Origin of the sequence: Limnospira indica PCC 8005, from assembly GCF_000973065.1 — a bacterium.
In the GTDB taxonomy this organism is placed as follows: Bacteria; Cyanobacteriota; Cyanobacteriia; order Cyanobacteriales; family Microcoleaceae; genus Limnospira; species Limnospira fusiformis.
Genome location: NZ_FO818640.1, coordinates 206796 through 222828, shown reverse-complemented (window position 1 = coordinate 222828; position 16033 = coordinate 206796). Strand labels below are relative to the sequence as shown.

General features: G+C 41.3%; 13 protein-coding genes. 5 read left to right on the top strand and 8 right to left on the bottom strand.

Features of this window, described 5'->3' with window-relative positions; genetic code table 11:
- Positions 1-51: 51 nt before the first annotated feature.
- On the top strand, positions 52-285 hold the full coding sequence (locus XZ46_RS00995; RefSeq protein WP_006622076.1) for a 2Fe-2S iron-sulfur cluster-binding protein: 234 nt from the start codon (positions 52-54) through the stop codon (positions 283-285).
- Here the strand turns inward: XZ46_RS00995 and XZ46_RS00990 are convergent.
- Together XZ46_RS00990 and clpS are read right to left on the bottom strand one after the other, a co-directional pair.
- Positions 257-1120: a CPBP family intramembrane glutamic endopeptidase gene (locus tag XZ46_RS00990; protein ID WP_006622077.1), complete on the bottom strand. Its 864-nt coding sequence runs from the start codon at positions 1118-1120 to the stop codon at positions 257-259. The two genes, XZ46_RS00995 and XZ46_RS00990, sit on opposite strands and share 29 nt — an antisense overlap.
- 47 nt (positions 1121-1167) lie before the next feature.
- Positions 1168-1449, bottom strand: a complete 282-nt coding sequence (gene clpS / locus XZ46_RS00985) for an ATP-dependent Clp protease adapter ClpS (RefSeq protein ID WP_008054756.1) — start codon at positions 1447-1449, stop codon at positions 1168-1170.
- A gap of 272 nt (positions 1450-1721) precedes the next feature.
- On the opposite strand from clpS, the gene XZ46_RS00980 reads away from it, so the two are divergent.
- The 3 genes from XZ46_RS00980 (at position 1722) to XZ46_RS00970 (ending at position 5563) form a co-directional block, all read left to right on the top strand.
- Positions 1722-3194 carry a TldD/PmbA family protein gene (locus tag XZ46_RS00980; protein WP_008051892.1) on the top strand — a complete coding sequence of 491 codons (1473 nt, stop codon included), beginning with the start codon at positions 1722-1724 and terminating at the stop codon, positions 3192-3194.
- A 123-nt stretch (positions 3195-3317) separates the two neighbouring features.
- Positions 3318-4664 carry a TldD/PmbA family protein gene (locus XZ46_RS00975; protein ID WP_006668660.1) on the top strand — a complete coding sequence of 449 codons (1347 nt, stop codon included), beginning with the start codon at positions 3318-3320 and terminating at the stop codon, positions 4662-4664.
- Positions 4661-5563, top strand: coding sequence for a DMT family transporter (locus XZ46_RS00970; RefSeq protein WP_008051890.1), 903 nt, complete (start codon positions 4661-4663; stop codon positions 5561-5563). Before XZ46_RS00975 ends, XZ46_RS00970 begins: the two co-directional genes overlap by 4 nt.
- Before the next feature lie 129 nt (positions 5564-5692).
- On the opposite strand, the gene XZ46_RS00965 is transcribed toward XZ46_RS00970, so the two are convergent.
- The 3 genes from XZ46_RS00965 to XZ46_RS00955 all read right to left on the bottom strand — a co-directional run bounded on the left by XZ46_RS00965 (position 5693) and on the right by XZ46_RS00955 (position 7426).
- Positions 5693-6094, bottom strand: a complete 402-nt coding sequence (locus XZ46_RS00965) for a hypothetical protein (protein WP_008051888.1) — start codon at positions 6092-6094, stop codon at positions 5693-5695.
- A 90-nt stretch (positions 6095-6184) separates the two neighbouring features.
- Complete coding sequence (locus XZ46_RS00960) at positions 6185-6523, bottom strand: hypothetical protein (protein ID WP_008051886.1); 339 nt, start codon at positions 6521-6523, stop codon at positions 6185-6187.
- Between the two features lie 3 nt (positions 6524-6526).
- Entirely contained in the window at positions 6527-7426 is a 900-nt protein-coding gene (locus XZ46_RS00955) for an ATP-binding protein (protein WP_008051884.1), read from the bottom strand.
- A gap of 189 nt (positions 7427-7615) precedes the next feature.
- On the opposite strand from XZ46_RS00955, the gene XZ46_RS00950 reads away from it, so the two are divergent.
- The gene (locus XZ46_RS00950; RefSeq protein ID WP_006622085.1) at positions 7616-9040 is read left to right on the top strand and encodes a helix-turn-helix domain-containing protein; all 1425 of its coding nucleotides are present in this window, start codon (positions 7616-7618) and stop codon (positions 9038-9040) included.
- A 182-nt stretch (positions 9041-9222) separates the two neighbouring features.
- On the opposite strand, the gene XZ46_RS00945 is transcribed toward XZ46_RS00950, so the two are convergent.
- From XZ46_RS00945 to XZ46_RS00935, 3 genes are all read right to left on the bottom strand, one after another.
- Positions 9223-9738, bottom strand: a complete 516-nt coding sequence (locus tag XZ46_RS00945) for a hypothetical protein (RefSeq protein WP_006622086.1) — start codon at positions 9736-9738, stop codon at positions 9223-9225.
- 132 nt (positions 9739-9870) lie between these two features.
- A complete protein-coding gene (locus XZ46_RS00940; RefSeq protein ID WP_008051882.1) occupies positions 9871-10521 on the bottom strand; it encodes a DUF305 domain-containing protein in 651 nt (216 codons plus the stop codon).
- A 110-nt stretch (positions 10522-10631) separates the two neighbouring features.
- Entirely contained in the window at positions 10632-16007 is a 5376-nt protein-coding gene (locus tag XZ46_RS00935) for an ATP-binding sensor histidine kinase (RefSeq protein WP_008051881.1), read from the bottom strand.
- Between the last annotated feature and the right edge of the window lie 26 nt (positions 16008-16033).

Genomic DNA, 16033 nt, shown 5'->3' with positions numbered 1-16033 from the left:
CCAAATTTGATTGATTAACAACTTGCAAATTCTCATGGAGACTAACTAACTATGAAAATCGAATTTTTGCCGGATAATGTGACTGTGGAAGCTGAACCAGGAGAACCTATATTAGAAGTGGCTAACCGCGCGGGAGTTTCGATTCCGACGGGCTGTTTAATGGGTTCCTGTCACGCCTGCGAGGTGGAATTAGATGATGGAGAAATTATCTGCTCTTGTATTAGTTCTGTACCAGCCGGAAGGGAAAAAATGACTATTAATCTGTATTCTGATCCGGCTTGGTAGCACTGGGGTTAAGCTGTCGGATAATGATGGCGATCGCCCCTAAACCCAGTAACCCCAATAACCCGGCTAAGGGGTTTCTATCAATGCCAGTCACCCAGGGGGGAACTTTTCCTAAATTCATGGTTAATTCTCCCACATTTATGATATAATAAGCACCAACTAAACCGCCGTGTAAGCCTATGGCTAACGCCAAAGAACCATGAGGATGATTAGGGGTGCGGGTGGCATCTTTTGCCCAAACTAAAATTATCCCTAATAGCAATAAACCCGGAAATTGTAACCAGGTTCGCACAATTTCTTCCCAAGGTTTGATAAAGTGGAGTAGGGCGAATATAACACTACTCACCCAGAGAGATTTGACGGGGGAATAGTCCCGCCGTAATTCTTCTAGTAGCCAACCTCTAAATAACAACTCCTCAGCAAATCCTACCCCCAAAGATACCAATAAACTCTCAATGATAATTATAGGGAAATTGGCGGGGAAAGGTTGCCACTTGAGCCAGCCGAACCCAGTAGCGATCGCAAATATTCCCAGAACCCCAACCCAACCCAAGCCTAAACCAATTAACAAACCCTCACCGCTGCGGCGACTAATTTCCAGACCACAGACCCGCAAATAACGAGGCTGACCATAAACCGATTTTCCCCACCATTGCAGTAAAATCAAAAACTGACAATATAGCAAAACTAGGGTAATGATACTCACCAAATTGGGGTCGCCCCCTAGCCAATAAATGGGAATAGCCAGGGGAAGCCAAATTAGCAGCAATAGAACCACAAACAGCCCCAACCGAACCGGGACAGGGCGGCGGACTAGGTGAGAGAGATTAAACAAGCGATCGCAATATAGCTGAAATTATCTTCCATCAGAGCAGTCTACCACTACTCGTCAGGTTCTATGGTACTGGTCAAGCCATGATTTTTTAAAGTTTCACAATAAAACTCAGCGTGTTCGAGGGCGCAGGTAATCACCAAAGCCAAGCCATTAGTGTGAGCCTCCATCATAATACTAACAGCTTGGGGTTGAGTCAGGCCGGGAACGGTACTCATCAGCACTTGTACCACATACTCCATGGGGTTATAGTCATCATTATGGAGCAGAACCCGATAGCGTGGTGCTAACTTCCGATTTGTGGAAGTCTTTTCTACGGTTTGGGTTGACACAGAACCATCTCCTCCGTTTACAAAGTTACAGTGATCGGGGAATTTATCGATACCAAAGCAGACCAAAGCCATAATCAGACCATCAGGCTATTGAAGGCTGGCTAGACTCAGCCCAATTCCTGCTCAAATTGACAATAACTTGGCGAGGCGCTGCTAACTAATAGCTTAACAAGCGTCTCCCATTGAGTGCAACCCAGAAGTCCGAACTCACCAGTCACAACTAGAATGGTTAATAATAAGATGGATACAGTGATCAGCCGAAACCATCATTTATGCAGAATAGTACATTACTCCTAACCAAAGAACTCCCTAACCTGACCTACTCCCCCCTATTGGACCGCTTTGATGACAGTTGGGAAGCGCCCCTGTCTACCCTCCTAGGCTTAGGACGCGCTGCTGGGGCTGACCTGGTAGAATTTTTCCTAGAGCGCAATAATGTGATCAGTTGCTTGGCTGAAGATGACGGCATTACCGGGGTTTCCCCAAGTCTGTCTTTAGGGGCGGGTATTCGCGTATTTAAGGGAAATGCAGATTGTTATGTGAGTACCAATGATTTATCCTTTAGCGGCTTGCGTGCAGCCCTGGAAAAAGCCTTATCCATCATGGGTTTACAGCTTCCTGGAGCAGTGGGATTTGTGCCTTCGGTCAATTTGGAACTATTGCGGGATTACGCGACCTCTAAGGGCAAAGAAAGCTGGCTGGCTCAATGTAGTTCGATGCAAGAGATGGGCGATATCCTGTTGGCAGCTAACGCTCAACTACTCAAAAAGGCTAACCACGTTCAATCTCGGCGTTCGTCCTATTTCCGAGATTGGCAAGAGGTTCTGGTAGCCTGTAGTGATGGTACTTTTGCGCGGGATGTGCGATTGACTCAATCTCAGGTTTCGTCGATAATTAGTGCAGATGGCGAACATCGCTGTTCTATCAGTAAACGTGGCGGTAGTACCAGTTGCCCGGATTGGTTGCGGACTTGGGACTATGAAACTGATGCGGAAGATATGGCAGAATCTGCGGGTAAAATGCTTTATGCGGATTATGTCGAGTCTGGCTATTATCCTGTGGTGATGGCTAACCGCTTCGGTGGGGTGATTTTCCACGAAGCCTGTGGGCATTTACTGGAAACTACCGCTATTGAAACGAAAACAACTCCTTTTGCTGATAAGAAGGGTGAGAAAATTGCCCACGAAAATCTGACGGCTTGGGATGAGGGTCTGTCGGAGCAGGCATTTGGCACTATCGATATGGATGATGAGGGAATGCCTGCCCAGCGTACTCTCTTAATTGAAAATGGTATCCTGAAAAATTTTCTGTGCGATCGCGCTGGGGAAAGACGCACGGGAAATCCCAGAACCGGAAGCGGTCGCCGCCAAAACTACACCTATTCACCAGCCAGCCGGATGCGTAATACTTATATTGCGCCTGGTGAGTATTCTGTTGATGACCTATTTGCATCAGTCGATCGCGGTTTGTACTGTAAAAAAATGGGTGGCGGTAGTGTCGGCGATACCGGAAAGTTTAACTTTGCGGTGGAAGAGGCTTATCTCATCGAAAATGGTAAACTTACTAAGCCTCTCAAGGGTGCAACTTTAATCGGTTACGCTACGGAAATTATGAACAATATTTCTATGTCTTCCCAGGATATCGGACTGGCGGCGGGGTTCTGCGGTTCGGTCAGCGGTAGCATCTATGTGACGGTCGGACAACCTCATATTAAGGTTGATGGTATTACTGTGGGAGGAAGATAAATTGCTGGGTCGGGTGGCGGGTGTGATCAATTTTTCGATCTTCCCTTAACCCGGTTCGACAATGTTCTGGGAATTTGAGTTGCTTTGGTGAAACAGTAATTAGAAAAAACAGCGATTAATTAGATGATGAATACTGACAGTTTGATTAGTGAAGTTAAAGATTCGGCGAGTAAATTGGGAATCGGCAAGTTTGATGTGTTTGGTGCGACGGTAGAATCGAGTAGCGCTCAGGTTAATCAAGGGGTTCCTAAACAGGTGAAAGCGTCGAATCGTTCTAGTATTATGGTGAGGGTGTGGAATGAGGATGGCACTCTGGGGGTGACTTCTACTAATGACACGACCCCCAAGGGTTTGGAGTTGGCTTTACAAACGGCATCGGAAGCTAGTAGCTTTGGCGCGAAAGAACATATCCCGGATTTTAGTCCTTTGGCTACTTCTCCGGTAGAAGACATGGGCGATCGCACTGCGGAAGCAGCCCCTATGGATACGCTGTTAGAAACTTTACTGGAGGCGGAAAATAAGTTATTAAATAGCCATCCTGCTATTGTGGGGGTTCCCTATAATGGGTTGTCACAACGGGATTTAGTCCGGTTTTATGTGAACAGCGAGGGGGCTTTACGACAAGAACATCTTTCTTATGCCTCGATTTATCTATATAGCAAGACTGAAGAAGATGGTAAAAAGCCTCGCAGTGCGGGTGCTTACCGTTTGGGTCGTAGCTTGGAAGGGTTGGATATTGAGGGATGCTTACAGGAAACTTCCCAGAAAACTATCAGCCATTTGAACTATGAAAAGATTAAATCTGGGCGCTATTTGGTGATGTTTTCCCCAGAGGCTTTTTTGAGTATATTGGCGGGGTTTTCTAATATTTTTAATGCCCAAAATGTCTTGGATCGCCAGAGTTTGTCTACGGTGGAATCAATTGGGACGGCGATCGCTTCTCCGATGTTATCGGTTAGTGATTACGAATTGCACCCGACAAATATCGCAGCGACTACCTTTGATAGTGAGGGAACACCGAGGGGAGAAGTGGCACTAATTAAGGAGGGTATATTAACTCATTTTCTCCATAGTTCCATTACCGCCCGCCGCCTGAATGCTCAACCTACCGGTAATGGTAATATGGGGGCGAAAGTGTCGGTGAGTCCGAATTTCTTTTGTGTGGCTCCGGGGACAGGTGAAAATAGCGAATCCTACAACATTAATACTGCTGATAATGTGATCTGGATTGATGAGTTGCACGCCCTCCATTCGGGAGTACAATCTATACAAGGCTCGTTTTCTTTACCCTTTGATGGTTGGATGATTAAAGGAGGCGATCGCATTAGTATTGAGTCCGCTACCGTGGCTGGAGATATTAAACAACTACTCAAGTCTATTGTCTGTGTGGAATCAGAAGTTAAACTCACAGATGGCGGCGTTTCTCCTCGGGTTTGGGTGGAAGGATTATCGATTACCGGGGAAGGATGATATTGACCCAATTTCCCGGGGAAATTTCGGCTCTAGTGGCGGCGTTATTTTGGGCGATCGCATCAGTGATTTATGCTAATGTCGGCACCAAAATCCCGCCCCTGGGTTTGAACCTCATTAAAGGCGGAATTGCGATCGGTCTATTATTGCTCACCATCACCTTCCAGTCAGGGGGTGAATTACCCGAATTTTCCCCCTGGGTATTCGGCTTGCTTCCCCTCAGCGGCATCATCGGTATAGGTATCGGAGACACCGCCTTTTTTACCACCCTCAATTGTTTAGGTCCTCGGCGCGCCTTGCTGCTAGAAACCCTCGCCCCTCCCCTAACCGCATTAATTGCCTTCATATTTTTGGGGGAAAGACTCTCTCTCACCGCCTGGGGAGGCATCTTTATCACCGTGTTAGGTATCGCCTGGGTAATTACCGAACAAGCGCCCGAAACCCTCGGAATACCCCTAAGATTAAATCGCGGCTTAGTGTTTGGCAGCATTGCCGCCTTATCCCAGTCCACCGGAGCCATTTTATCCCATTTGGCACTCACCCAAAGCGGCATCAGTCCCCTGTGGAGTACCTTATTAAGAATTTTAGGCGGTGTGGCGGTCCTGCTTTTAGCCCTACCAATTCAGCGGTTATCTCCCCTCGCCTTAGTCAAACCTTTGCGATCGCGCCGGGTGTTGGGAATCATTATTGTGGCGACATTTTTCGGCACTTATTTGGGGATTTGGTTACAGCAAACCGCCCTCAAATTTACCGCCGCCGGAATTGCCCAAACTCTCACTTCTACCAGTCCGCTGTTTGTGTTACCGATCGCCATAGCCATGGGAGAAACTATCAGTTTCCGCGCCTTTTTAGGGGCATTAGTCGCCATTTTCGGCGTGGCGATGTTATTTTTAGCTTAATTGATAAATGTTCTGATTTTCAAAAATTAATTGGAGAGTTTACATCGATGAAAATACGGTAAATAGGACAGCAAAAACGCGACAAAACTTTGGCTATGATGGTGCAGAAAAAAAGATAAACTGGCACTCTTATATCATTAGATGAATAGTTAATTCAACGCGACCTTTACTTTGTATTTCCTCCATAATATCCGGCGGAATATTTTTCATACTGTTGATTTTCACATGGTTAGTCAAAAGAGAATTTTTTTCTCCTTTTCGACTATATATTTTGATCTCCATTAAGTTTTGCCGTTCATCTAAAATTAAACGGGTTCCTAATATATCAGATCCATCCTTTTTAACGATTCTGTGTATCTCTTTGAGGTGATCCTCCAGCAAATCGAAATCTAAAGTTTGATTTTCAAGACTTGACCATATTTCGGTCTCTGGAGTACCTTGAATGGCTTGAGATATTCGCTTGGGTAAATTTCTGACATTATTGACGAGTCGCTGCCATTGATATGCGACTGTTTCTTGAGGTTCTGGCATTGATTAATTGACCTATGATTTTCAATCGGTAAGTTAAAGCAATCAAAATTATTCAGATATGTTTTTGGTGGCTGTACATAGATGTTTTTATTAAGTTTTTGCTATCAATTTTATTTTAGCTCTCTCTTCAAGCTGTTGTCGAAACTCTTCGGGAATGTCAGACAATTCTATGCTTTCTTTGACAATTTCAAACCGATACTCCTTATTGTTAATGTTCATAATATAAGTTTCAGCCTGTTTATAATACCTATTTTTTTCCTTTAACAAATAAATTGCTACATCTGAAACTACTTCAACAGCTTGGTTGATGGTATCTAGTATTTGAGCCACTGCACGGTTAGCCCAATCTTTAATTTCATTCCAATAAGGACTGACTGCTCCAAGGATAGTGACAGCAATAATAGTCCAACTGATTGGATCGATAGCCATGATTTATTCCTCTCTTAAATTTGAAGTCGATCTGGTTTCTATCCTAGCTAAATTATCAGAACTGATTTTTTGGTGATGCAGCTTGATAGTTGTATATTTGTTGATTTCCTCTATGAGGATAGACTCGTCAATAGCCTGAGCTTTACCAACTAACAATTTTAGACCAAGTTTAATTGTGATATTTCTAATATCACCCCCGCATAAACCTTCGCTGATTTCCGCCGCCCTCTCGTAACTAATGGTTTTGGGAACATTTTTAGATAAATGAAATTGCCAGAGTTGAGTCCGCATTTCTAAATCAGGTACGAGAAATTCTACATTAAATATGATCCGCCTTAAAAAAGCATTGTCATAATTTTCAAACAGGTTGGTAGCAAAAACAATCACACCATTAAATTTATCCATTAGTGTCAATAATGTGCTTTTGGCTGAATTGACTCCATAATCAGCGGCTTGAGATAAATTTGAAATTCTTTTGCTCAATACAGCATCAGCTTCATCAAAGAATAATAAACTATGGCTTTTTTCCGATTCTTGGAAGACCTGGGATATATTTTTGGATGTTCCTCCCACTAATTCTGATTCTAGCTCGCCATAGTTCACTTTAATAATGTTCATATCCAATTGGTGAGCAATGGCTTCAGCAGTAATGCTTTTACCCGTACCAGATGGTCCAAAAAAATTTATGCTCAAACCTTTACCAGTCTTGAGAAACCGATTAAACTCCCATTCTACAAATAACTTATCCCGATTTTTTACATAAGCAATCATTTCCTTAATTTGCTCACGGGTACTTTTTGATAACGCAATTTCATCCAATGTCCACTGCGGTGTCTCGCTCAGACTACTGGTTTGCTCGTTGCTGATCGGGTCGGTTTTGCCTTTAACTATTTCATATTTCATTCTTTGAATTTGATATGGCTTACTTTCCTATCCCCACTGCCACAGTATAATACCATAAGAAGATTGATAATTTTATGGTCTCATGTACTTGGTAAGGGATGATAATTAGTTATGAAACATTATATTATGTTATCCAAAGCATGATAAGATGTTACTTAAAATTAGTAAAAGTTACTCATAAAAGCAGCTATGGAGCTTAATGAAATTTTAAGATTTGCTGATGACAGAGTCTTTTCCAAGACGGGAAAACATCTAGATGATTTGCAGGAGGCGATCCTCAAAGAAGCTCTGCAAGGAAAGAAATATGCTAAAATCGCTCAAGAACGGGATTGTAGCGAAGGTTATGTGAGGGTCGTGGCATCAGAACTATGGAAAATACTTGCAGACGCATTAGGCGAAGATGTTAGTAAAGTTAATGTTAGGTCGATACTAGACAGAGCGATCATTGCTAATAACGCTAATATTTCACCAGTTATTGGGAGAGATCATGTCACGGTTCATAACAATGTAAGTTGTTTTCCAGATCAAATGCGATCGCCGGTTTCTTATGGGCAAAAACCAGAACCCCAAGATTCACCTGAGCTCGACTTAGGTGATGCGGCGGAAATTTTTACATTTTATGGACGTGATGAAGAATTATCTATACTTAAAAAATGGATCGTCACTGACGAAAAGTATGATCCTCAAAATTGCCATAATAATTGTGCAAAAATAGTTGCTATTTTAGGTGTTAGTGGTATTGGCAAGACTCACCTGGCTATAAGTCTTGCCGAATCAATCAAAAGTAACTTTAATTTTATCATCTATCGTAGTTTGCGCTTTTCGCCGACTTTAGAAACTATCTTAAATAAATTATTGGAAATATTTTCACTGTCATGGAAGATAGATGAAGCCATAGAAATCGAAACAAAAATTAGTCTAATTTTTAGCCAACTGCGCCACCATCGTTGCCTGATCATCTTGGATGACGTACAGGAAATTTTTAGTCCAGGTAAATGGGCGGGTCAATATAAATCAGCTTGTCAAGATTATCATCTATTTTTTCAAAAAGTTGCCGAAGTTTACCATCATAGCTGTTTCGTCTTAATTAGTTCGGAGAAACCGAGAGAAATTGCAGAACTAGAAAAATTAAATTTGCCAATTTTTACTTTGGTGTTAGATGGTTTGGGAATGGCAGCGAAAGATATTTTAATTTCCCATCATTTATCCGATCAACAACTATGGGAAAGGTTGATCAATATTTATCAAGGCAACCCACTATGGTTAAATATAATCGCTACCCTAATTCGAGAAATTTTTGGTGGTAAAGTTGGCAATTTTTTACAATATGATATGCCGATGTTGGACGAATCATTATCTTGGCACTTAGAACAACAGTTGCAGCGATTAAGTGATTGTGAAATGGTCATCGTCAGTCAACTAGCAAACGAACCAGAGGCGATCGCGTTATCGGAGATCGCCAATCGAGTCAAATTACCTATTTCCGATTTAATTAATGGACTAAAATCTCTAGTGAGGCGATTTATATTGGAAACCCAAGATGAAGGAGATATGACACTTTTTAGTTTAAATTCCGTCGTGGCGAAATATGTTCAAACCAGGCAATATCCATAATAGATAGTTGTTCTGTATTTTACCAAGGAGACACGGATGCTTGTTATGGGAAGCTGACGGTTCATTTTTTACCCGACAAAACTACTTCATCAACAAACATCCTCATAAAAACTCGGTTTCTGATGTCAAATACTGCCAAAGCCCGGATCAACTCTCCGGGCGGGAGTTAGGCACGAAGTAAATCAATCACACAATTGAAATTGAGCTAATTCTCTAGGTAGGTTGGAAGAATGGGGAACCTTCACACCGCGAGGCGCTAGGATACCCATACCAAAAACACAACCATCTTCAGCACTACAATCAGTCATTCTTAGGGATAGTTCGTAGTCATCCTCAAATGGCGGCTCAAAGGAAACAACTGAGACTAAATCTTCGTCAAATTCCAGCACTTCCCCACTCATGGTTTTGACTCGTAACTCCACATCGGCGCAATTTTCATCGCAATAGCCGACAAAAAGATACTCGATAGAAGGATCAAGTCTGAGGGTTAACGGTGCGCTAACTCTCGCGGGCCCTTTGCCAATTACGGGCCAGAATGCTAACTCGAAACCGTCTCTTCCCGCCTCCTCAACCACATCTCTCAGTTTGCAGACAACTGTTCTTTGTTGGTCTGTCAGATCCCTGGCTAGGGCTGTCCCTAGGAGTGCAGTACCGAGCAACATAATAATTCCCGGTAGATAATAGTGTTTCCGTTTCATTGATATCCTCTGGGAAGGGATGGTGATTAAGGGAATTTCAGAAATAATTGGAGAATATCACATTTTAGCGCGATCGCCTATAGATAGTTTATCTGTCCGTTACCCCTAGCTCTAAATTAGATTCAATTTAAGTTACCATTCCTCCAGCCATGCTTTCATTTGTGCAATTTCTGCCTCCTGTGAGGTCAAAATGTCTTCCGCTAAGGATTGCATTTCTGGGCGATCTGATTTTTCTTGTAAGTCTTTAGCCATCACTAAAGCACCTTCATGATGAGGAATCATCGCTTTGAGAAAACGCCGATCAAACTCATCATCTGCTTCGCCTAAATCCATATCCATCCGCATAGCACTGATTTGTTGCGGAGACATTTCCATCATGTGATTCATTTGATTATTCCAAGCCATTGGTGTATCTGGTGCGTCTGGATACCAGGCTTGTCGCCACTCCCTCATTTGGGCAATTTCTGTGGCTTGAGCTTGAATTATTTCTACTGCTAAATTTTGCAATTCCGGTCTGTATGATTTCCCTAAAACTTCCTGTGCCATAATAATTGCACCTTCATGATGAGGAATCATCGCATCAATAAAGCGTAGGTCGTAGTTTTCATCTGCTGGCCCTAAATCCATATCAGCATGATCCATACCTCCATGATCCATGGTTGGTACGGTTTCACCAGTGATCTCTATGGGTTCCTCTATGGACGGAGGTACGGAATCACAACCCGCAATTAATCCCAATATGGCTATCAAACTCCAGGTTGATTTTCGGAAATTCGCATTCATTAACTTTCTCACCGATAACTATCTTAAACTACCCCCCAATTATAAACTCTCTAGTCAACAGGAGAGTCAAGGAATAGATATCATAGCAAATGTTTACCTAACATCTGGGATTAATCAATCGGTAGACAGATGCGGAATTCGGAACCTTGACCGATTTCGGACTCTACCTCTAAACTTCCTTGATGCTTATCAACCACAATTTGACGAGCGATCGCTAATCCCAAACCCGTACCTTTTCCTACTCCTTTAGTGGTAAATAAATAATCAAAAATTTGGGACTTTAGTGCCTCTGGCATTCCGGAACCATTATCTCCAATCCGAATCTCTACGGAATTTTTCTCAGGCAAAACCTGGGTAGAAATGGTAATAATTTGATGATTGATTTTGAGACTCTCAAAGGTTGAAGTCATGGCGACTTCATCTAAAACATCGATCGCATTAGCCAAAATATTCATAAAAACTTGGTTGATTTGACCGGGAAAACACTTGATTTGAGGTAAATTGCCATAGTTTTTGACGATATCAATAGCGGGTCGATGTTGATTAGCCTTGAGGCGATGTTTGAGAATTAACAAAGTGCTATCAATACCTTGGTGAATATCGCAGGAAACTTGATGATCTAGATCCGCTCTGGAAAAAATCCTTAAACTGGTGCTAATATCTTTAATGCGATCGCACCCCAGTTTCATCGATTCTAACATTTTTGGCAAATCTTCTAAATGATACTCAATCTCTAATTCCTCATATTTAGCCACCATGTCTTCCCCAGGATCAACAAACTTTTCCTGATATAGTTGCAGATATTCACTCAGAGACTGCACGGATTTAATCGCCTCGTTAATATTACCATGAATAAAGCCGACCGGATTATTAATTTCGTGAGCTACGCCAGCAATTAAATTCCCCAAGGCTGACATTTTTTCCCCTTGAATTAATTGCAGTTGCGACTGTTTAATTTGTTCCACATAATCTTGGGACTGTTGATATAAACGAGCATTTTCTAGGGAAATAGCCGCCTGAGTGCAAAGCAAGTTCACAACCACTAGGCGATCGCTCGTAAATACACCACTGATCCGACGATTTTCTAGGCTCAAAACTCCCACCAAATTACCCTGATTTAAAATCGGTAAACATAACATACTCTTAGGTTTTCGTCCCTGTAAATACTTATCAATTACAGGTAAATCCGTTTGCATATCATCAATAACTACTACTTTCTTAGTATTTTTCACATAATTAATCAGTTTGACTGGGACCTTAGTAGTTTCGCTCAAAAGTTCCCCACAAAGTTCCGTATTTCGGGGAGTAGCAAGCGATCGCACTAGCCAATTTCCATCAGGGTTAGGCAAAATTAAAGCACAGCGTGAAGCCCCAGAATTTTGCAAAATAATCTTAGTGAGTTGCTGCAAAAGTTCCTCTAATTGAATCGTACTAGAGATGGCCTGGGCTGCTTTTAAAATCGCTGAAAAATCCAGCAAATTATTAATACTCGAACCCGACGAACGATTACTCGATGTAGATGTGTGAGTTGAAATACTCGGAGTAACCACAGTTGCTAAAGTCGCCATAGGAGTTAAATTAGATCCCGTCGCTTCTAAAATAGGTTTTAGTAAGTTAGGATAGGTATTTTCCAACTGCTCAGTTTTAGCTTTTGCGCCCCACCTCGCATAACAATAATAGGCTTCCTGCATATAAACCATTGCCAACTTTTCTTTACCCCAATTCAGATAAAACTTAGCCGCTAGTTCATTAGCTAAAGCCTCCTCTTGGATAAATTCGTGTTTTTTGGCTCCTAAAATTGCCTGGTCATATAAATTTATAGCCTCAACTTTTTGATCTAAAACTCGACATTTTTCCGCCTCGATTAAATCCAGCTTATGCTGATGATTCATTGGTGCATAATATGCCCAGTGACCTAAATGCTGTTGATTCTCTTCTACACGCTGCCACAATTCTGATTTCTGTTCATGTTCGGGAGCATAAATGCCTAAAGCCGTGAGGGAATCATAGAAATAAAATCCGGGAATGCTAATCATACCAGCACCACCAATTAAATATTTTTTAGCCTCAATTGCATAAGTTTCAGCTAATTTGAGTTCTGCAAATAAATAGGAAAGCATCATTTTATATAGATAAAATATATACAATCCCAGCACATCATGACTATCAGTAATGCGAGGCAAAATTTCTGTTTCTTCCATCGCTTCACCTGATAAAATGTGAGGGTTGACTGCTAACCCCAATAAATTTAAAGTAGACTGCCAATAAATTCCACAGTAATTGGCAGTGGTTATTTGATTCAATCGTTGTAAAGCGTTATAGTATCCAGATGACTGCTTTTCCAAGGTGACTAGAGTTTCACCACCCCAAAATGAGTTGAGGCAAAAGGTTTGAGCGCAATATCCAGCTTGTTCATGATTGCCAATTTCTAAGGCTTCTTTATAGCTGTCTTGTAGAAGATAAACTACGGTTTTAAGATGGTTTTTTCTGTGTAAAATAAATAAACATACTACATGAGTAACTTCTGGTTTTGCGGTTTTGATGTCTAATTTTTTCACTAATGTTAGCGCCAATTGACCAAACTTCAAACCTCTATCTATATCTTGTAAGAGATTACAACAAATTACTCCATAACAGGCATAACTAAAGGCGGAAGCTGATGTATTGCCATATTCAATTGATAGCTTAACTCCTAAAGAAATAAACACGGGAAATAAGGGAGGTTTGCAGATATAAGCGACGGGAATCATACTATTGGCTATCTGCAAAATCGCGATTTTTTCTAGATCTGTCATTAAGGGTAGGTTAACTAAGTCGTCAATATCGCGATCGCCAATGAGTTCGATAACTTCTGCAACTACTTGGTTAATATCGTTTGGGGTGGGATTTGCTGGGTAATTTACACCCATATTTTGCAGAAACTCTTGACCAATATCAATAGCCTGACTTAGCTGATTTTGAGCCACATTTGCTTGAATTTTAATCCGGTAAACATCCACTTTTTCTACCCACTTTTTACCATGAGACATCACCTCATCAATAAAAGTGTTCATAGTCTCAAAATCACCGGACAAGGCAGCTAATTCCGCCCCCAAATTATAAAATTCTAGGGTGATTTGATATTGTCGTTCCCAGGATTTTTCCCCAAGTGAATATAACCCCGTCTGGGTATAATCTAAACCCGCTTGATAGGCGGTAGCTGCTTTGGCTTTCCGACAAGCTATCAGGTTTAGTTTGGCTAATTCATCCCGTTCTTTTTGGGTGGGAATTAAGGCTATACCATAGTTAAGTTTACTGATGATATCAAAAATGTAATCTTCCCTAGACTCAAGAGGAATTTGTTTCAGCAATAGTTGTCCTATGCGGTAATGAGTAGCCTGTTTTTGCTGTTCAGGAATTAGTGAATAAGCAGCCTGTTGTACCCGGTCATGCAAAAATTTGTATTCTACTTTTTCAGTATGGATACTGTTTAACTCCGTTTTATACTCAGCTAGATATAATTTATAAAGCTGAGTTTCCGGGATGATTAAACCGTATAATAGGGCTTTCCATAAAGCGATCGCTACTTGGGTTGGTGATTTTTCACAAACAATTGCTAATGTATCCAAATTAAACTGATTTCCCAGACAAGCCGCTAACTGTAATATCTGCTGAGTTTCTTCCGGTAATTTTTGCAACTGAGTCGCCATAAACTCAACTACATCATCCGTGATAGATAGGGAATTAACTTGGGCTAGATCACATTCCCAGGAGCGTTTTTTTAGATTAAAGTTAATACATTTATCGTTATATAATGCTTTCAAAAACTGAGTGATAAAAAACGGATTTCCTTTGGTTTTACGATTAATTAATTCGGTGATAGGATCGGCTAGTTCAAATGTACAAGCTAAGGTATCCGCCACTAACTGATTACTATCCTCAAACTCCAGAGGACTTAAAGTAATAGTATGAACCGTTTTACCCATTTTTTTCAGTTCTTCTACTGTGAACATCAAAGGATGCACGGGAGACACTTCATTATCCCGATAAGCCCCCAATAACAGTAGATAGGTCTTTTCTTCCATTAATAGCTTCATTAACTCCAGAGAGGCTAAATCTGCCCACTGTAAATCATCCAAAAATATCACCAGTGGATGCTCAGAAGTTGTCAAGACTGCTATAAATTTTTGGAAGAGTAAATTAAACCGATTTTGGGCGGCAGTTCCTGATAATTCGGGGACGGGAGGTTGAGGGCCGATGATTTGTTCCAGTTCGGGAATTACCTCAATTAAAACTTGTCCGCTATCCCCTAAAGCTGCTAAAATTGTGGCTTTCCATTGGGCTATTTCTAGGTCAGATTCTGATAAAAATTGCCCCATTAAATCCCTGAGTGCTTGCACAAAAGCAGATAAAGGGATATGATGATTTAATTGGTCAAATTTACCCTGAATAAAATAGCCTTGCTGACGAGTAATCGGTTTGTGAACTTCATGGACTACGGCGGTTTTCCCAATACCGGAAAACCCGGCAACTAACATAATTTCTGATGCGCCATTAGCTATCCTATCAAAGGCTGCTAATAATTCGTCAATTTCGTTTTCTCGACCATAGAGTTTTTCGGGAATTAAAAAGCGATCGCTCAAGTCACCAGAGGCGATCGCAAACTCGCCAATATTACCAGTTTCTTGCCACTGTTGCCAACACTTTTCTAAATCATGTTTGAGTCCCAAAGCACTCTGATAACGATCCTCAGCATTTTTTGCCATTAATTTGGCAACTATATCAGATAAAACCTTCGGCACATCAGGGTTAACCTCATGTAATGGAGTTGCCATTTTAGCCAAATGACAATAGACTAATTCCATAGGATCATCAACATTAAAAGGCAACTCTCCCGCCAGTAATTGATAGAAAGTTATTCCCAGAGAATATAAATCACTGCGGTAGTCGATGCCACGATTCATTCTGCCAGTTTGTTCTGGGGATAAATAAGCTAAAGTCCCTTCTAAAATATTAGGATTTTGGATAGTCTGATTTTCTTTGGGCAATAATGAAGCTAGGCTAAAATCAATCAGTTTAACTTCTTTGGTTTCCGGATGAATCAGGATATTGGCGGGTTTAATATCTTTGTGAATTACCTTCTGTTGAGATAAGCCGTGTAGAATTTCTGCCAGTTGCAACCCTATGGATAAAAAATCAGGAATTGATAATTTTTCATGAGCCCACTGATTCAGAGAAATATGTCCCTCATAGGGCATCACTAAGGCATAACTATTCCCATAACTTTCTAAAGATAAAGGTTTGACAATTCCCGCCAGTTCCAGATTTTTCGCCAGTGTATATTGATTGCGAAACTGAGCCAGTTCATTAAAATTCGGATGGGGATTTCGTAAAACCTTAATGATTACCGCTTGGTTATCACTGGTTTTAGTACCCTGATAAACTATGGTGCGGGTTCCTTGATAGATAATTTCGCCAAAGTTGTACAAGGGAAGAGTCATAATCATGGCGTAGTCTGTAGTTAATAGGGTTG